Here is a 23,925-nt window from a genome sequence, read left to right on the forward strand (position 1 = left end):
AAAGGAGTATTTAATGAATAACAAAGGCATTTTATATAGTGCTATAAGTGCTACTATAGTAGCTATTGCAGGTGTATTATGGCTTAATCAGGACATTACAGCTAAAACAAATGATTCAGTAGGTGGGATCATTTCACAAGAAATTGTAAAACTTGGTGATGAAAATCCTACTTTTGATTACTGGGGAAAGAACTTTCCTGATTATTTAGACATGCACACAGCAGTAGAAAAACAAACACCTAATGCAACAGAATTTGGTGGAAATTTAGCTTATTCAAAGCTTATTCGCTATCCACAACTAACTGTTCTTTGGGCAGGTTATCCATTTAGCATTGATGCAAATGAAGAAAGAGGACACTTTTGGGTTCAAGTAGATCAAATGGATACAGCTAGAAATAATAAAGATTTCTTAAATGCACATGGTTTTACAGGATTTGGCGGTCAACCAACGGCTTGTATGAACTGCCATAGCGGATGGACTCCATGGCTTTTAAACAACACTGCGAAAGGTGATTGGGTAGCATTTAACTCTGCAAAATATTGGACTATGGTTAAAACTATCCCAGCTGTAAATGGAGCTAAAGAAAACTCACCTGAACACAGCGGACCTCATGGTGGAAAAAGAATGGGTGTAACATGCGCAGATTGCCACAACCCAACAGATATGAGTTTAAGACTTACAAGACCAGCTTTAATTAAAGCATTAATTTCAAGAGGTTATGAAGCAGACGAAAAACAAGGCATTAAAGCTTCAAGAAGCGAAATGAGAACTTTAGTATGCTCTCAATGTCATGTTGAATACTACTTCAAACCAACAGGCACTAAAGTGAAAACTATAGGCGAAAGTATTGCTAATGATAGTTCTAAAAAATGGTGGAATGGCACTCAAAAAACTTATGATGAGTTTGATTCTTGGAGAGATGGTAACAAGCCAGTTGAAATCGAAGTTGATGGTATAGAGCTAGCATTTCCATGGAGTGAGTGGAAAAAAGGCGAGCCATTTAGAATAGAAATGATTGATGATTATTATGAAAAAAATAGAGAAAATTTTCCAAGTGATTGGGTTCATAAAATCACAAAAGCGCCAATGATTAAAATTCAACACCCAGAAAGCGAACTTTATAGTGGTGGAGTACATGCTGCAAATGGTGTAAGTTGTGCAGATTGTCATATGCCTTATATTAGAAAAGGTGCAAAAAAAGTTACTAACCACAATATTACTTCACCTTTAGTTGATATTAACTCAGCTTGTAAAACTTGTCACACTCAAAGCGAAAGCTATCTAGCTAAACAAGTAAAAGATATTCAAAATTCAGTAGCTCATGATTTAAGAACAGCTGAATATTCTTTAGTAAGCTTGATTAAAGATATAGAAACTATTCGTGCAGAACTTGGAAAAATGCCTAAATTTCAAACTGATGGCAAAGCAGATGATGCTAAAATTTCGACTGAATTAAAAGAAGTATTAGAACTACATAGAAAATCTCAAATTAGAGCGGATTTTGTAGGTGCTGAAAACTCAACAGGTTTCCACAATCCTAGAGAAGCTTCAAGAATGCTTTTACAATCAGTTGATATGTCAAGACAAGGACAAACTAAGCTAGCAGAAATTGCAGCCAAAAATGGCATTAAAGATTTCAAAACTTCAAATTTAGGTTTTGAAGATATTCAAAAATTAAATCCAGGTGAAATTCACTATAAAGTAGATCTAAATGGCAATAAAGCAGGTGATCGCTACTATAAACACCAAGAAGTAAATGGTAATCCACCAGCAAAACTTCTTGAAGATGATAAAAATCTAAAACCTTATAATTATAAAGTAATAGATTAATCAAAATAAACCCTCGCAATTGAGGGTTTATTCTTTTATCAAACTTACATCCTCACCTTTTAAAATTTTATTCATAGTGTTCATAGCACACATTTTTCCACACATTGAACAAGAATTAAGCTCTTCAGGCTTTCTTTCATTAAACATTTTCTTAGCCTTTTCTCCATCAATTGCTAATTTAAACATTTTTTCCCAATCAATATCTTGTCTTGCTTTACTCATTTCATCATCTATTTTTCTTTCTTTGGGAAGCTTGGCTATATCTCCTGCATGAGCTGCTATTTTAGTTGCTACTATACCATCTCTTACATCTTCTAAATTTGGAAGTCTTAAATGTTCAGCAGGAGTTACATAACAAAGTATATCAGCGCCAGCTGCTGCTGCAACTGCTCCACCAATTGCTCCACTTATATGATCATATCCTGCACCTATATCAGTAACTAATGGTCCTAAAACATAAAATGGAGCTCCATTGCAAATTCTTTTTTCAAGTTGCATATTAGCTTCTATTTCGTTAATAGCCATATGACCAGGCCCTTCTATCATTACTTGTACATCTTGAGCCCATGCTCTTTTGGTTAGCAATGAAAGTTCTATAAGTTCAGCAATTTGAGCTCCATCACTTGCATCATGAGTACAACCAGGTCTTAGTGCATCACCCAAAGAAAGTGTCACATCAAATTCCTTACATATAGCAAGCAAATCATCATAATATTCATAGAATGGATTTTCAGCATCATTCATTTGCATCCAAGCATAAAGAACTGAACCTCCTCTTGAAACTATATTAGTAATCCTATCACACTCTTTAAAAACCCTAGCAGCACGAGAATTTATCCCTGCGTGAATTGTCATGAAATCCACTCCACTTTTAGCATGATGATATACTACATCTAAAAAATCTTTTGCTTTAATATCTTTTAAATCTTTTTCCAAAAAACCTACCGCATCATAAACAGGCACAGTTCCTATCATAGCTTTTGAAGTAGCAATTAGCTCATCTCTAAAACGACTGGTTTTACCATAATTACTAAGATCCATAATAGCTTCTATATTAAATTTGTGAGCCAATTCTACCTTTTTCATCTCTTCACTATAATCTACACAATCATTTGAAACACCTAAATTTACATTTACCTTTGTTTTAAGTCCATAACCGATACCATTTGGATCTAATGCTTTATGGTTGATATTTGCAGGAATGATGATTTTTCCACATGCTATATTTTCAAGTAAAAAACCTTCACTTACTTGTTCTTTTTGTGCAACAATTTGCATTTGTTTTGTGAAAATTCCTTCTTTTGCATAAGACATTTGAGTTTTCATTTGAATTTATCCTTGAAATAATTTTGGATAAATGAAGGGTATGTGAGTAGTTGATAAATTATCCCAACGCTAGTATTACCTAGTTCTGGTGCGGTCTAAGCTTTTAGCTTACTCTCAGCCTGTATCACAAGCTCCCGTCATTTATGCAAAAGAAGTATAGCAATAAATACAAAACAAAGTTTATTTTTTTGTTTGATTTTTAGCTTGCTTGCTAAAATGTAACAATTCTTCAGTAGTTTTAATGTAAAAAGGAATTTTTTTAAGACAGTATTTCAAAATTTCACTTGCGGCCAAAGCATCACTTAAAGCTCTATGATGCTTACTTTCAATACACAAAAACTCTTTTAGAGCATCAAGGCCGTATTTGGGACTTTCAATGCATTTTTTAGCTAAATCAATAGTACATAATCTTCTATTTAAAAGCACTCCAAAATCATTTTCATACATAGCTTTAGATATAAAATGATAATCAAAACGCACATTGTGTGCTACAAAAATGCTATCTTTTAAAAATAACTTAAAATCATTTAACACAGCTTTCAAAGAAGGAGCATTTTCTACCATATCTAAACTAATCCCAGTTAATTCTGTAATATTTTCAGGTATGCTATCTACTTTTACAAAACTCTCAAATCTATCAATTTCTTTATAATTTTGAATTTTTACAGCACCTATTTCTAAAATTTGACCACTTTTTATCCCGCCAGTACTTTCAATATCTACAACACAAAATATCTCATCTTTTATTTTTGTATTTTTACTTTTTAAACACAAACAATTTTGTGCATTAAGCTCTACCCCTAGTCCTAAAAGCTCAAAAATATATAAATCAAAATCATAGTGGTTTAATTCTTCTATTTTTGCAAGTTCTCTTAAAACCCAAGGAAAAGGTTTATTTTCTTTGCTTAGTTTGATGATTAAATCATCGATTTGTTGTTGGCTCAAAATTCAAGCTTTAAAGAATTAATTGCTGTTTTTTTATCTTGCGAAGAAAAAATATAACTACCCGCGACCAAAATATCAGCTCCTGCTTCATCCAAATCAGGTGCATTTAAGCCATTTACCCCACCATCAACCTCTATAAAAACTTTAAGATTTTTCCTATCTATCATTTCTCTCAACTGGCGAATTTTATTATACACCAAAGGTAAAAAACTTTGCCCGCCAAAGCCTGGATTAACACTCATTAAAAGCACCATATCTACAAATTCTAAAATATGTTCTATGCTTGAAACTGGAGTATGTGGATTTAATACAATAGCAGGATGAATGCCGTTTTTTCTTATATACTCGCACACCCTAATAGGATGGTTTTCAGCTTCTAAATGAAAACTAATAAATTTTGGTTTTATAGGTATAAATAAATCTACAAAACTACTAACATTATGCACCATTAAATGCACATCTAAAGGTACTGAAGTAATTTTTGAAATATTTTCAATCACACAAGGACCAAAAGTAAGATTTGGCACAAAATGTCCATCCATCACATCAATGTGCAACAAATCAGCTCCCGCTTGAGATACTTCTTTAATCTCATTTTCTAAGTTTAAAAAATTTGCAGACAATAAACTTGGCGCTACATACATTATATATCTCCAATAAAATAAAAAATAATTTTATCATACTTATTATCAAATTTTCTTTATGTATTTTTAATAATATTTGATTTTTTTAAGCTTGCTTTAGATATAATGCTAAAAATTATTTTTATTTCATAAGGAAAAATTTATGTCAAGAATTTGCCAAATTACAGGAAAAGGACCTATGGTAGGTAACAATGTTAGCCATGCTAACAACAAAACTAAAAGACGCTTTTTGCCAAATTTAAGAACAGTTCGTATTACTTTAGAAGATGGAACTACTAGAAAAGTTAGAGTTGCTGCTTCAACTTTAAGAACACTTAAAAAACAGAGTAGCAAATAATCCTTAATATAAACGAGGAATTATTATGTCTTTTTTGAAAAAGCTACAAAAATTCCTCAATTGGTCCCCCTCTCCAAAACCTTCAATCAACCTCAATGACGAGCTTTACGAGCAGCTTAGATTTTTAAGAATCCCTCTTATTGCTGTCGTAATAATGACACTAATTGGAGCTTTTGGTTATATGCTTACAAGTAATTATAATCTCAATGATGCTATTTACCAAGCTGGTATGACATTTACCACTTTAGGCTACACTGAAGTCAATCCCATACCAACAGCGGGTAGAATTTTTACCGTTATATATGTATTATTAACTTTTACAATATTTACTTTTTGCATGGGTTTAGTGATAGAAATAGTAAAAAAAGGAATCTTGTCTAAAATAATCAAGGAGAGAAGAATGCTTCATAAAGTTGCAAGATTAAAAAATCATTTTGTAATATGCTATCACAATGATTTTACCATAGAACTAGCACAGCAATTCAAAGAAAATCACATTCCTTTTGTTGTTGTTGATGAAATAGAAAATTTTAGCGAGATAGCTGAAAAATACAATTATCCTTATTATATAGAAAGTGCTCCACATACAAATATAGCCTTTTTAAAGACCAATCTTTCTAGCGCAAAAGGTGTAATTACTCTTAGCAATAACATAGCAGATAATATAGCCATCATTGCTTCAGTGAGATTGTTTGAAAAAGAATTACAAAGAATCAATCCTTATTTTATACTAGCTAGCTCAAGCAATGAAGACGAAACTGAAAAACTAAAAAAACTTGGAGCAAATTCCATAGTTTCTGCTACAAAATTGGTCGCACAAAGACTTAGTGCTATGTCAGCAAGACCTGATATGGAAAATTTATTAGAAAATTATCTTTACAAAAAAAATAGCCCTATTGATTTAGAAGAGGTTAAAATTCCTGACGAGTCATGGGTGAGATTTAAAAGACTAAAAGAAATCCATTTAAGAGATATGGCAAATGTTAGCATAGTAGGAATTTTGGAAAATAAAAAATTTACTCCTATGCCAAGAGGAGACACTTTAATAGGCACTGGTGCAAAATTGTTAATCGTTGGTACAGCAGATAGTATAAAAATAGCTAAAAAGATTATTAAAAATAAACAAAAACCTGACGAGTTAAAATACATTTAACTTATTTAAGCTATAATCAATAACAATAAAATTTCAAAAAAGGAGGCTTACATGCTACATGAATTTAGGGATTTAATCACCGAGTTAAAAGGCAAGGATATGCATTTTGATAAGTTGTTTGAAGAGCACAACAAACTTGATCACAAAATCAAAGATGCAGAAGAAGGTAGAATTCATCTAGATAGCTTAGAAATAGCAAATCTAAAGAAAGAAAAGTTAAAATTAAAGGATGAATTAAATACTTATTTATCAAATTATAAAAAATAATTTCTACCGATTTTTTTAACTTTTAAGGATTAAATATGTTTGGGAAAAAAAGTCAATTATCACAAGACTTTGAAAATTTACAAAATAAAATCAAAGAACTAGAAGAAGAAAACAAAAGACTTCTTTCAGAAAAACAAGAATTAATTAAAAATTATGAAAAACAACTTCAAGGAAATTGCGGAAAAACTGAACTTGAAACAAATCTTTTGGAAATGCTATTAAATGGTGTTTTAAAAGGTATTGCAAATGTTCAAAGTGATATGCAGGAAAATGTTAATAAAGCGGAAATGATTTCTCAATATTCTGATTCCTCTTTAAAAGATATGCAAGAGTTAAATTCAATAACTCACTCTATCATATCTTCACTTCAAAGCATTATAGAATCAGCTAATCGCTCAAGAGATACAGCGGGAAATTTACACCGCAGCGTTGATGAGATCACTAATGTTATTAACTTAATCAAAGATGTATCCGATCAAACCAATCTTTTAGCACTAAATGCCGCAATCGAAGCTGCTAGAGCAGGAGAACACGGCAGAGGCTTTGCTGTTGTTGCTGATGAAGTAAGAAAACTTGCTGAAAAAACACAAAAAGCAACTTCTGAAGTAGAATTAAATATTAACCTATTAAAACAAAATGCTGATGAGATGTATGGACAAAGCGAACAAGTAGAAAAAGTATCATTAGAATCTAATGAGCATATAGTAAAATTCTCTAGTAATTTTGCTCAATTAATTTCTAATGCAAATTCAACTAGTTCTCACGCTAAAAGCATTACCTCTGAAATATTCATATCACTAGCAAAACTAGATCATATTGCATTTAAATTAAATGGATATAATGAAATTATTCATGCTTCAGGAAAAACTTTATCTGATCACTTAAGTTGCAGACTTGCAAAATGGATTGCTGGTATTGGCAAGGAAAGATTTTCTGGCGGAAGAGCTTTTGGTAAGTTAAATTTACCACATCAAAAAGTACATGAAAATATGAACCAAGCCGTTGCTTTAGCACATAATGAAGATACAAGTGATAAACTAGTACAAAATCAAATTTTAGATAAATGCTCTAATGCTGAAAAGGCTTCTGAAGATTTATTTGGAATCTTTAAAGAAATGCTTGATGAAAAAGATCTAAATATTGAAAATAAAGAGGAAAAATAAAAAGAGGTAAGATTAATTCTTACCCTTAAACCATAAATACGCATACTCAAGTAAAGGAGTTTTTATAGGATTTTCTTTAGAAAACTTTTCAAAATCTTTTCTTTTTATCCATACTGCTTGGATATCCTCCCCCTCAATTCCACCACCATTACCAATTTTATCATCTTCATTAATTTCAGCAAAAAATAAAAATTGTCTACTAACACCTGAACCAAAACCTGCATAAAATTCCCCTATTTTTTCTACAACCTTAGGAGCATAACCTAGTTCTTCAACACATTCTTCTTTAGCTATTTCCTCTAAACTCAAATCTTTATCAACAAGACCTGAACAAAGCTCTATGCTAAATCCCATCTCGTTTAAATTTAAGTTATTGCGTTTTTGATAATCCCATAAAGGAATTCTAAATTGCTTTACAAAAACAAAAGAATCTTTTTGAGTATGATATAAAAAAACAGAAACACTATCTAATGCTTCTATAAAATCCCAAGTGTATTTTTTGTTATCTTTACCTATATAAGTATATCTTTTAGGTTTAATATATTTTGAGTTAGAAAATTGCTCTTCTTGTAAATTTTTCATGTAAAATCCTTATAATTTTACATCTATTATAACAAAATAAAACGAGTATGAAAAAATATAAAAGAATTTAAAAGAGTTGCTATAAAAAGCAACTCCAAAAAGAAGTAAAAAAGATGGTATTACATCATACCACCCATGCCTCCCATACCGCCCATACCACTCATATCAGGCATAGCAGGTTTATCTTCTTTAATTTCGCTAATTGTAGCTTCAGTTGTTAAAAGCATACTAGCTACTGATACCGCATTAAGTAAGGCTACTCTTTCTACTTTAACAGGATCGATAATACCGCTTTCAAGCATATTTACATATTCACCTTTTGCAGCATCAAAACCAGTATTTTCTTCTTTACTATTTTCTACTGTATTTACAACTACACCAGCATCAAATCCAGCATTTTCAGCAATTTGTCTTAAAGGTGCTCTTAATGCTCTTTCTACAATAGCTGCACCAATAGCTTCATCACCTTGCAAATTCAAGCTGATTTTTGATTTTGCTTTGATTAATGCAGCGCCACCGCCTATTACTATACCTTCTTCAACTGCAGCTTTTGTAGCACTTAATGCATCATCAACTCTATCTTTTTTCTCTTTCATTTCAGTTTCAGTAGCCGCACCAACTTTAATCACCGCTACACCGCCGCTTAATTTAGCTAATCTTTCTTGTAATTTTTCTCTATCATAATCTGAACTTGTTTCAGCAATTTGGGCTTTGATTTGGTTAATTCTTGCATCAATATTTGCTTTTTCACCTGCACCATTTACAATAGTTGTATTGTCTTTATCAATAATCACGCTTGAAGCTTGACCTAAATCTTGAATACTAGCACTTTCTAAAGTTCTTCCAAGCTCTTCAGAAATCACTTCACCACCTGTTAAAATAGCAATATCTTCAAGCATAGCTTTTCTTCTATCGCCAAAGCCAGGAGCTTTAACTGCTGAAATATTTAAAACACCTCTTAATTTATTTACAACTAAAGTTGCCAAAGCTTCGCCTTCAATGTCTTCAGCTATAATTAAAAGTGGTTTTCCTGTTTTTTGAATTTGCTCTAAAATTGGTAATAAATCTTTTAAGTTGGCAATTTTTTTATCAAATAACAAAATAAAAGGATTTTGCAATTCAGCTGTCATTTTTTCAGTATTTGTAATGAAATATGGGCTTAAATAACCTCTATCAAATTGCATACCTTCAACTACATTTAATTCATCATTGATTGATTTTGCTTCTTCAACAGTGATAACACCATCTTTTCCAACTTTTTCCATAGCATCAGCGATTAAATTTCCGATTTTCTCATCTGAATTCGCAGAAATTGTCGCAACTTGAGCTATTTCTTTTTTATCTTTAACTTCACGAGAAAGTTTTTTAAGTTCAGCTACTATAGCTTCGCAAGCTTTATCCATACCTCTTTTAACTTCGATAGGATTAGCACCTGCTGTAATATTTCTCAAACCTTCTTTAAAAATAGCATGCGCTAAAACTGTTGCTGTTGTTGTTCCATCGCCTGCTTGATCAGCTGTTTTACTAGCTACTTCTCTAACTAAAGAAGCACCCATATTTTCTAAAGAATCTTTTAATTCCACTTCTTTAGCTACACTCACACCATCTTTTGTGATAGTTGGAGCACCAAAACTTTTTTGGATTAATACATTACGACCGCGTGGCCCCATAGTGACTTTTACAGCATCATTAAGTTTTTTAACACCTTCATAAAGTTTATTTCTTGCTTCATCTGAAAAAAATATTTCTTTTGCCATTTTTTATCCTTTTTTATTTAATAATCCCTAAAACATCTTCAACATTAAGAACTAAATACTCTTCATTATCAAGTTTAATTTCAGTTCCACCGTATTTTGCAAACATTACTTTATCATTTACCTTAATATCTTCTATTTCTTTGCTTACTGCAACAACTTCACCATTTAATGGTTTTTCTTTAGCATTATCTGGTATAATAATCCCAGAAGCAGTAGTTTTCATTTCTTCTAAGCGTTTTACTAAAATACGCTTTCCTAGAGGTTGAAAATTCATTTTTTATCCTTTCTAAAATGTGCCATTTTTAGCACTCTTTGTTTTTGAGTGATAGAATTATACATTAAAGAAAGTTAATTGTCAATAAATTAAGTAAAATATATCATATAAGTTTAGTCTATATCACTAAATTTATATGATATATTATTATAAAGGTTTCTCATGAAAAAAATTCTTTACATTCTTTTAGGTGTAGTGTGTATAGCATTTCTAGCTATATATACATTATTATTTACAAGCATGGGTAATGCTTTTTTAAAGCCAAGAATCGAAACGATTATTGCTCAAAAAAGTGGTATGAATGTTAAATTTGAAAATTTTAAAATTAGTTTTTCACAACTTGACATTAAAGCAAATATTGATGATAAATTTTTTGCTAACATAGAAGGTGGCATATCACCTTTAAGACTAGGATTTGATTTAAACTATCTTTTAGGACTTAAACAAAACTATATTCAAAATCTTGGCTTAAAAAGCGATAAAGATTTTACATTTAAAGGTAGTGCTATAGGTAAAAGTAGTGATTTTTTAGTAAAAGGTAATGGATTTTTGTTTGATTCTAATCTTAGCTTAGATGCAAAAATTGTTGATTTTTCTCCTATAAATCTTGAATTTATTGGCAAAAATATAGATTTGGCTCAAATTTTAGATTTTGCTAATCTACCAAGATATGCTCAAGGAAAAATTAGTATTATAAGCGATATACAAGCTAAAGATTTAAAACCAAATGGTAATGCTTTGATTAATTTTTACACAAGTTCTATCAACAATACTCTAATTGAAAAAGATTTTAATCTAAGCTTACCAAAACAAAGCTATATAAAAGGTGAAATAAGATCTTTAATCCAAAACAATGAAGTTATTTCTAAAAGTGAAATTTTAAGTAACTTCTTCAAACTTTATACACAAAAAAGTATTTATGATATAGCAAAACAAAGCTTAACTAGTGATTTTGATATCAAAATAGATGATTTTAATCAATTTTCATCTCTAGCCAAAATGAAACTCCAAGGTAAAAGTCAAATTCAAGGTAATTTACTTTTTGCAAACAATCAATTGCAAAAATTAGATGCTAACTTACTTGGATTTGGTGGTAGCTTAAAAGCTGTTTTAGAAAATAATAATCTTAATATCAATACAACTAATATAGAAGTAGCAGAACTTTTAAAAACCATATCCATACCTGCTTTTATTAATTCTAAATTAGTTTTAGATTTAAAAGCACAAGGGCTTGATTTTAAAAATTTCAATCTAAACACTAGGTTAAACAATGCAAATATAAATGTTATGGAATTTAAAAAACTAAGCAATCTTGATTTTCCAAAAACAAATTTTAACTTACAAGCTAAAGCAAATGCGAAAAATTCTTTGATTGATTATGAAGCTTTACTTGATTCAAACATAGCAAAAATACCTCAACTAAAAGGTTCATATAACCTTACAAACAAAGATTTAAACGTACAAATTAGTGCTTTTATAGATAATCTTAACAAATTAAAACCTTTAACCAAACAAGATCTCAATGGACCTTTAAATTTAGATGCCAAAGTTGATCTTAAGTCAAATCAAATTCAAAATCTTGATGCAAATATTAAAATCATGCAAGGGCTTATCAATGCAAAATCCAATGGAAAAAGTTTACAAGCAAAGATTGATAATATAAAACTAGAACAACTTTTTCCTTTGATAGGAAAAAAAGTTTTAGCATTTGGTGATGTAAATGCAGATATTGACTTAAAGTCACTTGATTTTAACAATATTAATGGTGATTTTAAAGCAAATATTAATTCTTCTTTTAATGAAGTAGAATTATCCAAGCTTTTAGAGAAAAAATTTCCAAAGAATACTTCAGCAAAAATCAATCTTGATGGAAAAATTTCTAAATCAATCATTGATTTTAACGCTAAAGCTCTAAGTTCATTTGCAAATATTAATTCATTAAAAGGTAAATTTGATCTTAATCAAATGGCTCTAGTAAGCACTTATAATATATCATTGCAAGATTTTTCTAAGCTAGGATTTTTAGTTGATAGAAACTTAAAAGGCAAGGCTGATTTTGAAGGAAAATTTGATTTTAAAAACGCTTTAATAGATGCAAGTATTAATAGTAAAAATATATTTAACGGCTCATTAAATGCCACTTTAAAAAATAATATTTTTAACGCTAAAATGCAAAATACCGATCTTTCAAATTTAACTCAAAGCTTAGATTTGCCTGATTATTACCAAGCAAAATCAAATTTAAGCATTGATTATAATCTTTTAAAAGAAAGTGGTGTAGTGCTAATGAATTTAGCCGATGGGCAACTTAAGAAAAATCTTATCACAGGTGCTTTAATGTTACTTTTACAAAAAGATATCACTCAAGATGTATATCGCAACGGTGAAGCCAAAATAAATATCAACAAAAATCTTATAGATTTAAATTTAAACCTAGTGGCTGATAGAAGCAATATAAATATTAGCAAAGGTAAGGTTGATACAAAAAGTACCAAATTAAACATTCCTTTTAATATCGTCATTGATAGAGCAAACTTCAAAGGTGTTATAAAAGGAACAACGCAAGATCCTAAAGTAAGTCTTGATACAAAAAGTGTTGTAAATTCTATTGTTAATACAATAGGTGGAAATGCTAGTGATGGTGCTAAAAATACAGGTAAAAAAGTAGATCAAGCAATAGATAAAATTTTTAACAAACTCTTCTAATAAATCTAGCCTTTAAAAAAAAGGCTAGATTTTTATTAAAATAAACCAAATTTACCATCTTTTTTCTTATATAACACCCTCATTTTTGCATCTATGTCATTAAAAACTAAAAATATATCTTTACTTGCTTTTAATTTTTCCAATGCTTCTTCAATTTCCAAAGGCTTATATAGCTCAAGTTCTGTTGGAACTATCTCATCTTCCTCAATCAAGCTCGGTAATACTAAATTTTCTTTTATCTCATCTTGATGTTTATGGGTAATATTTTTATCATGCAATCTTCTTAAAACCTTAGAAATTCTATCAGTAGCTAAATCTATAGCAGCATATAAGTCTTTATCTTTTTGCTTTACAACCACTGTATTAATACCGGCTAGATTAATGCTAAATTCAGCCCAAAATCCTTTCTTTCCATGCCTTTCATCAGCACTTATAACACAACGCGCAGAAATCACATCTAAGCCATATTTACTTAAAGCATCAAAGCTTTTTTCCACATACTCTTTTATAGACTCAGTTAGCTCAAATTGCTTTCCAACTATACTTGTATTCATTACTTCTCCTTTTTATGAAGTTAAATACATTATAGCACTTTAATCGTAAAAAAAATAACTTTTTAAATAAAAAATAAATTTAAAATTTTAAAGGATCTAGAATAAGCACACCATCCTCTGAAAGTTTTTTACCTTGAAAATGTGTTTTACAAAAAGAAACAATCAAAGCATGAAAAATTTGATAAAGCTCATATAATTTACATTCTTTTTTTAATAAAACACACAATTCTTGTTGATTTTTAGCTATGTCTTTTTTTAAAAAATCTGCCAACTCATCATAACTTTGACACTCATAGCCTAAATAATTAGCTATTTTTGCACTATAAGCATCAACTACTAAAACTTCTTTTTTGCATATATAATTTAAAATTCCATCAGCACTTTCTTGACCAAAACCCTTAATATCCAAAAGCCATTCTCTATCAACTTCTTCTTTAAAAAGCTCAAAAGAATTAAAATATTGAAAATATTTTTGAGTAAAATTTTTAATATATTTTGCCTTAGTATTATAAAATCCACTTGGCTTTATTAAAAACGCTAAATCTTGGGTATTTAAATTTAATAAATCTTCTATCTTAGTAATATTTGCTTGTTTTAAATTTATCAAAGCTTTCAATACATTTTTCCAGTTTGTATTTTGAGTTAAAACTACAGAAATTAAAATTTCAAACTCACTTAAAGTATTATTTTCTAGCCATTCAAAATCTTTATAATCAATATTTGCATTAACTAAAGCTTTAAAAATTTCATATCCACTCATGCTTTTTCACTCTTTCTTAAATGCATCAAAATAGCCTCAATTACATCATCATCGTCTTTACTTTTTGCTTTAATAACTTCTTTGCTCTCATCATCTTTTACAAAACAAATATTTTGTTCATAATTGCTCACTAATTTATAATGTTTGCTAGCTAAAATTTTTATGATGATTAAATCCAAAAACTGCTTTGTGAAGATATCAGGTCTTCCAAAACGATCATTCATCTCACTTTCTATCTCATAAACTTCATTAACACTCATACATTTACTAAGTCTTCTATAAAGTTCTAATCTCAAACGATCTTCACTAATATACTCACTATTTAAAAAAGCATTGATATTAAGCTTTAGATCTATTTTTTTCTCTTTAATTTCTTCTTTTTTACTTAATTTATTAATCTCATCTTCTAACATTTTAAGATACAAACTATAACCAATTTGTTCTATATGTCCACTTTGATCTACGCCTAATAAATTTCCACCACCACGAATTTCTAAATCATGATAAGCAAGCACGCTTCCTGAACCTAAATAAGAATTACTCTCTAAACTCGTAAGTCTTTTTAAAGAATCTTTTGTGATTTTTTCCTTATCTTCAATCAAAAAATAACAATATCCTTGCTTAGCACTACGCCCTACTCTTCCTCTAAGTTGGTGTAAATCAGCCATACCGAAGCGATCTGAATTTTCTACTATGATAGTGTTTGCATTTGCCAAATCAATACCACTTTCAACTATAGAAGTACAAAGCAATAAATCATATTCTTTATTTTCGAATTTAATCATTTCTTCTTCAGTAGTTTTTGCATCAATTTTAGAATGTAAGATTAAAATTTTTAAATTTGGAAACAAATCTAAAAGATATTTTTTACACCCATCAATACTTGCTATATGATTGTGTATATAAAAAATCTGTCCTGCTCTTCTTAATTCTCTTGAAATAGCTTCTTTAATCAAAGCATCACTACTTTCTCTAACAAAGGTACGCACATCCAAACGATCCTCAGGTGGAGTTTGTAAAACACTATATGACTTTAAAGAGCTAAGAGCTTGATTTAAACTTCTTGGTATAGGTGTTGCCGACATAGATAGAATATGTGAATTTTTACTTAGTTCCTTGAGTTTTTCTTTTTGTTTTACACCAAATTTATGCTCCTCATCTATCACGACTAAACCCAAATTTTCACACTCAACCCCTAAAAGAGAATGCGTTCCAACCACTACACAAGGCTTATTTTCTTTTAAAAATGCTAAAACTTGTTTTTTTTCTTTAGCACTAGTAAAACGATCTAGCTTAAAAACCTCTATATCAAAAGAATCAAATCTTCGTTTTAAGGTTTTAAAATGCTGGGCTGAAAGCAAAGTAGTTGGCACAAAAAATAAAGCCGTATAACCACTTTTTACACAAGTAAATATAGCGTTCATAGCAACTTCTGTTTTACCAAAACCCACATCGCCACTTAAAAGCCTATCCATCACCTGCATACTTTTTAAATCTTGAGTGATTTCTTGACAAACTTGACTTTGATCTTTAGTGTAAAAAAATCCTGCCTTATTGATAAATTCATCTTGTAATTCTTGAGAAATTTTTAATTCTTTTGCTTTTATCAAAGCTCTAGCCGCTGCTAAAGAAACTATATTTGAAGCAATGGCAAATAATTTTTCTTTTAATCTTTCCTTGATTTTTAAAAAACTTCCTTTTCCAAGCTTATCAAGTAAAGGCACGCCACCACTTGCACCGATATATTTATCAATCATATATAAATTTTCAACAGGCAATAAAAGCTTATCGTTATTTAAATACCCAAGAGCGACAAATTCTTTTTTTGCTCCTGCTATTGCAATAATCTCAAGACCTAAAAATTTAGCTACACCATAATCTTCATGCACAACAAAATCCCCAACTCTAAGTTCATCTATTACTAAACTTGCTTTTCTAACTCTTTTGTTTTTTTCTTTTTTATTTAAAGATATGATAAGCTCATCTTGAGTACTTAAATTAATTCTTTCTTGGGATATTTTTAATTTAATATTTGAAAATTCTTGTAAATTTAAAGCTTTAAACAAAGCTTCATTTTTTGCCAAAATAGTAATTTTTTTATCTTTGTGAAAAGTGAAAAAATCATAATTATAAGAACTTACTAAATCTTTATAAAATTTTGGTTCAGGTAAAATATTTTGATTGATTTTACTAATATCTTCTTCAAAATCATTTACATCAAATTTTTTTATGCTTACAAAATTTAAATCTAAATAATCACAAAAATCATCAACACACCAAAAACCTAAAGAATTAACATCATTTATAATACTTTGGCTTTGGAAATTTTGAATTTTTTCTTGTAAATTTTCATATTGCTCTTGACTAAAAGCACTCAAAAAAGGACAAATTTCTATATTGGAGAGTTCAGTAGGGATTGATTTTTGTGTATGTATATCAAAATATCTTATACTTTCTATCTCATCTGAAAAAAGTAAAATTCTAAAAGGTTGTTCTTCATTAATCGCAAAAATATCTATAATATCCCCGCGTATTGAAATTTCACCCTTATCTTGAACTATATCTACAAACTCATATCCACTATGTAAAATTTCTTCTTTAAATTTCTCTAAAGCAAGAAGTGAATTTCTTTTAAGAATAATGTTTTTTAGATGCTTTTTACCTGGTAATTTTTGCAAAATTGTTTTTATGGGAGATATTAAAATTTTATTTTCATTTTCTTTATGATAAGCATTTAATACTTTACAAATTTCAAAAAGTTCTTTAGAAAAAGAGCGCAAATCGCTACCAAATTCTGCTCTAAAATCAGGTAAAATAAAAGTTTTTAATTTTAAAAATAAGCAAACTTGAGCTAATTCATCTGCTTCTTTATCATTCTCACAAATTATTAACTCAGTTTTATTACTTAATAAATATTCATATAATTTAGCTTGCATTTTCTGAATTTTCTATACTCACATCAATAGTTGCAAGCTCTTCTTCTTTTTCAATTATTTTACTACTTCCGTTAAATTTCCCACCATTTTCAATACTTAATTGTTTAACTATGATATTACCATTAAGCACACCGCCGGATAAAATTTCTAAAGAATCAACTTGCATTTCTCCCTCAAAAACTCCATTGATTACTATTTTACTTGCCTTAACTTGTCCTTTTAAAACACCACTTTTACCTATCACTATCACATTAGAAGAATTAATTACTCCTGTAATTTCTCCATCTAAATGAAGCATAGAATCAAAATAAAATTTTCCTTCTATTTTTGCTCCGTTTGAAATGACTGTAGTTTCGGATACTGCAGCAATAGAGCCTTTATTAAAGATTGCCATGGCACTCTCCTTTCTTTTTCAAAAATTTGTTCATAGTTTTTTCGGTTTAAATCTATAAAAATCTTAGGATCTAAAAGTTTATTAATAAATCTAACCTCATAATGCAAATGCGGGCCCGTAGAAAGACCTGTATTTCCCGTATAACCCAACAAATCACCTTTTTTTACAAATTGCCCTGCTTTGACAACATCCTGACGCGTCATATGTGCATAAACCGTTTTAAAACCAAAATTATGGATCAAAATCACTGAGTAACCATAACCATTATTGCTATATGCAGCGTATTCAACCACTCCATTTGCAGGCGCATAAATAGGAGTTTTTAAAGCTGCTCTTAAATCAATACCTGGATGAAATTCTTTTTTATTTAATATAGGATGATGGCGCCATCCGAAATTACCTGTGACTCCATTATCTTCTATCACATGACCATTTGGAATTTGTGTTAAAAATAAATAAGCTTGATCATTAGTAAGTTTGACTTTTTCTAATCTTTCTGGTATATCTAAACTTTCATCTTGTTTTAAGCCTAAATTATCCTCAATATCTGCAAGTTGGGTTTGGAGTTCATCATATAAGGCTGTTTTTTCTTCTAAACTTTTTTGCATACTCTCATTTTGAGAAAACAATTTAGTATTCTTTGAAGATAATATTTCTTGTTCTTTTAAAAGCTCTGAACGCTTATCTGCTAGATAATTAATATATAAAGCACCTAAAACTATAACAACAAAAACAAAAGTAGTAAAATAAATTATTACTTTTTTTATAATCTGACTTAATAAAAAATGTCTAGAACCATTTACATCTGTAATAGTTAGCGTAAATTTATCTTTCATTATAGCCTCTTAAAAATTTTTCTACCAATACAAAAGAACCAAAAACTAAATATAACTCATCTTTTTTTATTTGTTCAAATTTTTGATAAACAATATCTAATTTTTCTAAATTTTCTAGCAAAACAGAACCCGCCAAAGATCTATCTTTACTTTCATAATCATAAATTTCAACTATTTTTATTATAGGTTTTAAAACCTTTAAAATTTTATAAGAATCTTTATCTAAAAAGCAATTATAAACTAAATGAACTTTTTTTTCCTTGAAAATTTCAACTAAAGCTAAAGCCGCCATTTCATTATGTCCTACATCAATAAAAATATTTTGACTTATTTGCTCACACCTTCCTTTTAAATCAAGTTTTGGTAGATTTTTGATACTTTGAATTAATTCTTTTTCATTTTTAGCACAAATTTTAGAAAAAGCTTCTAAAGCTAAAAAAAGATTATCTTTTAAAAAAGTTGCAAAATTATATTTTTGAATATATTCTTGTACATAAGGATAAATAAAATTATTTTTTTCTAGCAAACTGATACTTAAACTAGCTCGTTTTAAATTTGCTATTTTTTGAGCCAAATTTAATACTTTTGCTTCTTGCTTATGATTAATTAAAGCTTTGGCACTTATGGCTTTTAATTTTGTTCTTGCTATTTCTTCTAAATTTTTACCTAATAAATCTTGATGATCAAATCCTATTTTAGTAAAAATACTAAAATTTATTTCAAAAACACTTGTCGCATCATACTCCCCACCTACTCCGGCTTCTAAAATCACATAATCACAATCTTTAAAAATAAAAAAAGCTAAAAAAGTAGCGTATTCAAAATAACTAAGTTTTTTTACATCTTCCAAAAAAACACTTTCTAGTTTTTCATGCGCTTTTTCTAAAAGTTCATTGCTTGCAATTTTGCCATTTAACCAAAATCTTTCATTAAATTCAAAAATATGTGGACTTGTATAATGACCTACTTTATATCCTTGCTCTAAAAGTAAAAGCGCTAAAAATCTACCCGTACTTCCTTTGCCATTAGTGCCAATAATTTGGATATTTTTAGTTTTTGGAATAAATTTTTTATACTTCTCATACATACTAAACATAAAAAATCTACTAATTTTCTGCACATACATAGTTTTTTGTGAAAGTGTTTGTTGAAATTTCATGCTAAGCTTTTTGGATTAATTCTTTTAAAATATCACCATCTGGAAATTCTTTTTTTTCTATGCAAGAAGATGATAAAATAAGTTTAACTACTTCTTCTTTATAAATGAATTTATAATCATCTATAAGCTTTAAGGCTTTTTCTATAAAAATCTGAGCACTTTCTAAATTTTTACCTGGAAGTATAACCAAATAAGAACTTTCATCTAAAATCCAAATTTCACCCATATCTTTACATAAATCTTTAAGTATCTTTTTAAACTTTCCACTAATTGCCTTAAAACTATCAACACCATAAACATTAATAACATGCTCTATATTATTAATTTTAAAAAAACATAATGCATAATTAACAGCATAAAGCTTATAGTTTTCATCAAGTTTTTTAAGTTCTTGAGCAAGACTCCACTGCTCTCTTTGCTCATCGTCACTTGTAGCTTGAATTTGAGTTTTAATTTGCGCTATTTGCTCGTTTGCATACAAAAGTTTATCTTTTAGTGTATCAAAATTAATTTGAACATTACCATTTTCATCTTTAGTTAAAGCATTAATAAATTTCACATCTTCTTGGCTGTTATCATAAAGCTTTGATACCATTTCATTTAAGCTTTCTAAGTGCTGATTAAAAAAAGAAAGGTTTTTTTGTATATAATATTTATCTGTTGCTTCTTTTTTTTGCAACATTAAATAATACTCATGTGCAAATTCTTTCCTGGCAATTAATTTAGGATTTTCTTTTAAATTTTGTTTAAACTGCTCAAGCTCTTTACTTACTCCAAACAAAGACTCCAAAGAAGCTAGTAAAAGTTCAGCCTGCTTCTCATAAGATCTCTCCTTTAACATAACAATGAGTTTTTCAACTAAAGTGTGAAAATCCAAAAACGCTCGAATATTAAATTCTTCTAATTTTTTTAAAAGCTCATAATCCTCATAAGATTTTTCAAGCTCTCTCCATTTAGCCCTTAAAAGATATATGGTTTCTAAATCCATAGCTTGAGATAATCTGTGTTGAGTAATTTTTGCTAGTTCTTTGATTTTTTTATCTTTGCTAATACTAAGCTGATGCACAATCAAATCAAGCAAAGCATAAACATCTTCATATTTTCTACTTACTTGCCTATTAAGCCTAGAAACTAAAAACATCAAAAACTCATCAATAGTTCGAATGCTTTTTCCTTTTAGCTCTTGCTTATAAATATCATCTAAAAGATTAGTATATTTTTCTATCCTTGCTTTATTAAAACTCATCACTCCCGCTTTTTTAGCACATTCTTCAAATACCTCACTATAATTTTCAGGAGTTGGATGCAACTTACGCTCTTTTAATTTTATCAATGTTTCTTTTGCAATCTCATTGATATGACTTGCCATTTATTTATAACCCCTAATAGCTATGATAGAAACAAATTCATCAAAAGCTTCACTTGATGCATTTTTAATTGCTTCAAATCTAGCTTGATCGCTAATAATAGAATTTGGATTAATATCAAAATTATAACTTCCCTTGGTATTTACAACTTCTTCTTTACCATTTTTATAACGCATAAGAAATTCCAAGTAAAGCTCTGCTTTATAATTAACTACATAACCATTTCTATCATACACCATAGGATGAAATTCTAACTTTTTCATCGTAACTATAATAGAACTATCTGCATTATGTTCATCTGTGACTTTTCTGCCAAGCTTATTAAGCATAGCTTCTCTTAAAATATCTGTTATATAAACACTATTTTCGGGATCTTGTTTACTAATATTGATTTTCAAAAATACATTTTCACCCAAAACCCTACTTGCCATTTGAGATGATGGGATATATCCACAAGATATAATAAAAAAAGCAAAAAAAGATATTAAATATTTTTTCATTTAACCACCAAATTTACCAATTTCTTATCAATATAAATTTCTTTTACAATGGTTTTTCCTTCTAGCCATTTTGCAACATTTTCTTTAGCCAAAGCTAAAATCTCATCTTCTTTAGCTTCTGAATTTATTTCAATCTGTGCTCTTTTTTTACCATTAACACTAATAGCTATATTAAAACTATCTTTTACAAAAACTTCTTCTTTTATTTTTAATACTTTAAAATTTTCACATTTAAACAAATGCTCGCTAAGCTCAAAACAAACATGAGGGATAATAGGCTCTAAAATATTTAAAATAATACAAAAAGCTTCTTTTAAAACTTCTTTATGATTTATAGCATTTAAGGCATTTAAAGCTTCCATACATGCAGCTATTAAGGTATTAAAGGCAAAACTTTCTTCATAAACTTCAAAAGATTTTTTCAAAGCTTCATATACTTTTAATCTAGCATATTTTTCTTCTTTATTTAAACCTTGATGATCAATTTCTTGTAATTTTCCACATTCTAAACTCATAGCCTTTTCATAAAGCCTATTGATAAATTTAAATGCACCCTCTAGCGCACTATCGTTCCATTCAAGTTCCTTAGCAGGTGGTGCAGCAAACAATATAAACAATCTTGCACTATCTGCTCCATATTTTTCTATAATATAATCAGGATCAACTACATTGCCCTTAGATTTACTCATCTTAGCACCATCTTTAGTGACCATTCCTTGAGTTAAAAGTCTATTAAAAGGCTCATCATCTTTTAAATAACCCAAATCTCTAAGTGCTTTTTGGAAAAATCTAGCATAGAGTAAATGCAATATCGCATGTTCAATCCCGCCAATATATTCATCAACATTCATCCAATAATTAACACTTTTTTCATCTACCGCTTTTTCTTGCCATGTTTTATCATCACTTGCAAAACGCGCAAAATACCAAGAACTTTCAAAGAAAGTATCTAAAGTATCGCTTTCTTTTTGTGCTTTTTTACCACATTTTGGACAAATGCACTCTTTCCATATTTCATGCTTATCAAGTGGATTTCCCTCTCCATTTATAATCACATCTTCAGGCAAGGTAATAGGTAAATTTTCTATTTTTTGAGGAACTATGCCACAAGAATTACACTTAATCATTGGTATAGGAGCACCCCAATATCTTTGTCTAGAAACACCCCAATCACGAATTTTAAAATTGGTAACCTTTTTACCAATACCCAAAGATTCAATTTTTAAACTAATTTTTTCTCTAGCATCATTACATTCTAATTGATCAAATTCGCCACTATTAGTTAAAACACCTTCTTTTAAAGTGTAGCATTGTGCGTCATTTTCATCTTTATAAATTACTTTTTTTATAGCTAAATTATAAGTTTTTGCAAACTCATAATCTCTTTCATCATGAGCAGGCACACTCATAACAGCCCCACTACCATAATCACTTAAAACAAAATTAGCTACCCATAAAGGAATTTTTTCTTTACTTAGTGGATGGATTACATGAAGATTTAAAAAATATCCTTCTTTTGGTGCAGCTTGTCTTTGGCGGGGTGTTTGATTTTGTATATTTTGAATTTTTATGATAGTATCTTGATCTAGTAATTTTTTATCAATTAATTCGTTTACTATTTCATGATCAGGTGCTAAAGCAATATAAGACACTCCATAAATAGTCTCAGCTCTTGTTGTAAAAACATTGATCTTTTTTGCACTGATTTTATCATTTTCTTCTATATCAAAATCAAAACTAAGCCCTGTGCTTTTACCTATCCAATTTTCTTGCATAGTTAGAACTTGACTTGGCCATTTTCCTTCTAATTTTTTAAGATCTTGCAATAATTCATCTGCATAAGCAGTGATTTTTACATAATATCCTGGCATTTTTTTTCTAATGACTTCATGTCCACAACGCCAACATTTGCCATCTTCAACTTGCTCATTTGCTAAGACTGTTTTATCATTCTCACACCAATTAACTTCAGCTTCTTTAGTATAAACAAGTCCTTTTTCATACATTTTGATAAAAAATTCTTGCTCAAATTTAGTATATAAAGGATCAGAAGTAGCAAACATTCTTTTTTTAGAAAAGGAAAAGCCCAAAGAAGCAAGTTCATTTTGCATATAATCAATATTTTCATAAGTCCATTTCTTAGGATGAATACCGTGTTTTATCGCAGCATTTTCAGCAGGCATACCAAAACTATCAAAACCTATAGGATGTAAGACATTAAAACCTTTTTTTCTATAATATCTAGCCATAGCATCACCTATGCTATAGTTTCTCACATGTCCCATATGAATTCTACCACTTGGATATGGAAACATAGATAAAATGTATTTTTTTGGTAAAGAAAAATCATCTTTTGGCTCAAAATATTCTTTTTCTTGCCAAATTTTTTGCCATTTTTTTTCTATTTTACCTGCCTCATATGCCATTTTAACTC

Annotated in this window: 21 protein-coding genes, 1 pseudogene and 1 riboswitch; of the genes and pseudogenes, 7 read left to right on the forward strand and 15 right to left on the reverse strand. The window is 29.3% G+C overall.

Annotated elements, in window-relative coordinates:
- Positions 1-13: 13 nt before the first annotated feature.
- Entirely contained in the window at positions 14-1,831 is a 1,818-nt protein-coding gene (locus L8X50_RS00720) for an ammonia-forming cytochrome c nitrite reductase subunit c552 (RefSeq protein WP_263660119.1), read from the forward strand.
- Between the two features lie 27 nt (positions 1,832-1,858).
- Here the strand turns inward: L8X50_RS00720 and thiC are convergent, their stop codons facing one another.
- The 3 genes from thiC to rpe all read right to left on the reverse strand — a co-directional run bounded on the left by thiC (position 1,859) and on the right by rpe (position 4,746).
- Positions 1,859-3,157, reverse strand: a complete 1,299-nt coding sequence (gene thiC, locus L8X50_RS00725; RefSeq protein WP_263660121.1) for a phosphomethylpyrimidine synthase ThiC — start codon at positions 3,155-3,157, stop codon at positions 1,859-1,861.
- A 43-nt stretch (positions 3,158-3,200) separates the two neighbouring features.
- A riboswitch (TPP riboswitch) is annotated at positions 3,201-3,305 on the reverse strand.
- Positions 3,306-3,337: 32 nt separating this feature from the next.
- Positions 3,338-4,102 carry a 3'-5' exonuclease gene (locus L8X50_RS00730; protein WP_263659047.1) on the reverse strand — a complete coding sequence of 255 codons (765 nt, stop codon included), beginning with the start codon at positions 4,100-4,102 and terminating at the stop codon, positions 3,338-3,340.
- Entirely contained in the window at positions 4,099-4,746 is a 648-nt protein-coding gene (gene rpe, locus L8X50_RS00735; RefSeq protein ID WP_220566854.1) for a ribulose-phosphate 3-epimerase, read from the reverse strand. The genes L8X50_RS00730 and rpe overlap by 4 nt, the downstream gene beginning before the upstream one ends.
- Positions 4,747-4,888: 142 nt before the next feature.
- Here rpe and rpmB point away from each other — a divergent pair, with 142 nt between their 5' ends.
- From rpmB to L8X50_RS08295, 5 genes and pseudogenes are all read left to right on the forward strand, one after another.
- On the forward strand, positions 4,889-5,083 hold the full coding sequence (gene rpmB, locus L8X50_RS00740) for a 50S ribosomal protein L28 (protein WP_012661734.1): 195 nt from the start codon (positions 4,889-4,891) through the stop codon (positions 5,081-5,083).
- Positions 5,084-5,108: 25 nt separating this feature from the next.
- On the forward strand, positions 5,109-6,236 hold the full coding sequence (locus L8X50_RS00745; RefSeq protein WP_220566855.1) for a potassium channel family protein: 1,128 nt from the start codon (positions 5,109-5,111) through the stop codon (positions 6,234-6,236).
- A 51-nt stretch (positions 6,237-6,287) separates the two neighbouring features.
- Positions 6,288-6,503: a YdcH family protein gene (locus L8X50_RS00750; RefSeq protein WP_133318720.1), complete on the forward strand. Its 216-nt coding sequence runs from the start codon at positions 6,288-6,290 to the stop codon at positions 6,501-6,503.
- A 431-nt stretch (positions 6,504-6,934) separates the two neighbouring features.
- Positions 6,935-7,219: pseudogene (locus tag L8X50_RS08290) on the forward strand (methyl-accepting chemotaxis protein); the annotation flags it as partial.
- 99 nt (positions 7,220-7,318) lie between these two features.
- On the forward strand, positions 7,319-7,666 hold the full coding sequence (locus L8X50_RS08295; RefSeq protein ID WP_404842196.1) for a CZB domain-containing protein: 348 nt from the start codon (positions 7,319-7,321) through the stop codon (positions 7,664-7,666).
- A 12-nt stretch (positions 7,667-7,678) separates the two neighbouring features.
- Here L8X50_RS08295 and L8X50_RS00760 read toward each other — a convergent pair whose 3' ends face one another.
- The 3 genes from L8X50_RS00760 to groES all read right to left on the reverse strand — a co-directional run bounded on the left by L8X50_RS00760 (position 7,679) and on the right by groES (position 10,279).
- Positions 7,679-8,248 carry an NUDIX domain-containing protein gene (locus tag L8X50_RS00760; RefSeq protein WP_263660123.1) on the reverse strand — a complete coding sequence of 190 codons (570 nt, stop codon included), beginning with the start codon at positions 8,246-8,248 and terminating at the stop codon, positions 7,679-7,681.
- A gap of 119 nt (positions 8,249-8,367) precedes the next feature.
- Complete coding sequence (gene groL / locus L8X50_RS00765; RefSeq protein WP_070256698.1) at positions 8,368-10,005, reverse strand: chaperonin GroEL; 1,638 nt, start codon at positions 10,003-10,005, stop codon at positions 8,368-8,370.
- Between the two features lie 13 nt (positions 10,006-10,018).
- Positions 10,019-10,279 carry a co-chaperone GroES gene (gene groES / locus L8X50_RS00770; RefSeq protein ID WP_039626536.1) on the reverse strand — a complete coding sequence of 87 codons (261 nt, stop codon included), beginning with the start codon at positions 10,277-10,279 and terminating at the stop codon, positions 10,019-10,021.
- A 162-nt stretch (positions 10,280-10,441) separates the two neighbouring features.
- Between groES and L8X50_RS00775 the strand changes: the two genes are divergently transcribed.
- Positions 10,442-12,985, forward strand: coding sequence for a hypothetical protein (locus L8X50_RS00775; protein WP_263660124.1), 2,544 nt, complete (start codon positions 10,442-10,444; stop codon positions 12,983-12,985).
- Positions 12,986-13,020: 35 nt separating this feature from the next.
- On the opposite strand, the gene hpf is transcribed toward L8X50_RS00775, so the two are convergent.
- The 9 genes from hpf to leuS form a co-directional block, all read right to left on the reverse strand.
- A complete protein-coding gene (gene hpf, locus L8X50_RS00780) occupies positions 13,021-13,539 on the reverse strand; it encodes a ribosome hibernation-promoting factor, HPF/YfiA family (protein WP_220566860.1) in 519 nt (172 codons plus the stop codon).
- 79 nt (positions 13,540-13,618) lie between these two features.
- Complete coding sequence (locus L8X50_RS00785; protein ID WP_263660125.1) at positions 13,619-14,299, reverse strand: endonuclease III domain-containing protein; 681 nt, start codon at positions 14,297-14,299, stop codon at positions 13,619-13,621.
- Positions 14,296-17,235, reverse strand: coding sequence for a DEAD/DEAH box helicase (locus tag L8X50_RS00790; RefSeq protein ID WP_263660126.1), 2,940 nt, complete (start codon positions 17,233-17,235; stop codon positions 14,296-14,298). The genes L8X50_RS00785 and L8X50_RS00790 overlap by 4 nt, the downstream gene beginning before the upstream one ends.
- Entirely contained in the window at positions 17,225-17,629 is a 405-nt protein-coding gene (locus L8X50_RS00795) for a bactofilin family protein (protein WP_263660127.1), read from the reverse strand. Before L8X50_RS00795 ends, L8X50_RS00790 begins: the two co-directional genes overlap by 11 nt.
- Positions 17,557-18,468, reverse strand: coding sequence for a M23 family metallopeptidase (locus L8X50_RS00800; protein WP_243705623.1), 912 nt, complete (start codon positions 18,466-18,468; stop codon positions 17,557-17,559). The genes L8X50_RS00795 and L8X50_RS00800 overlap by 73 nt, the downstream gene beginning before the upstream one ends.
- Positions 18,455-19,624, reverse strand: coding sequence for a Mur ligase family protein (locus L8X50_RS00805; RefSeq protein ID WP_263660128.1), 1,170 nt, complete (start codon positions 19,622-19,624; stop codon positions 18,455-18,457). Before L8X50_RS00805 ends, L8X50_RS00800 begins: the two co-directional genes overlap by 14 nt.
- A 1-nt stretch (position 19,625) precedes the next feature.
- Positions 19,626-20,993, reverse strand: coding sequence for a hypothetical protein (locus L8X50_RS00810; RefSeq protein ID WP_263660129.1), 1,368 nt, complete (start codon positions 20,991-20,993; stop codon positions 19,626-19,628).
- Positions 20,994-21,491, reverse strand: a complete 498-nt coding sequence (gene lptE, locus L8X50_RS00815) for an LPS assembly lipoprotein LptE (protein WP_133318709.1) — start codon at positions 21,489-21,491, stop codon at positions 20,994-20,996.
- Complete coding sequence (gene leuS, locus L8X50_RS00820; RefSeq protein ID WP_263660130.1) at positions 21,488-23,917, reverse strand: leucine--tRNA ligase; 2,430 nt, start codon at positions 23,915-23,917, stop codon at positions 21,488-21,490. The genes lptE and leuS overlap by 4 nt, the downstream gene beginning before the upstream one ends.
- Positions 23,918-23,925: the final 8 nt, after the last annotated feature.

Origin of the sequence: Campylobacter sp. CNRCH_2013_0898h, from assembly GCF_025772965.1 — a bacterium.
GTDB lineage: Bacteria > Campylobacterota > Campylobacteria > Campylobacterales > Campylobacteraceae > Campylobacter_D > Campylobacter_D lari_D.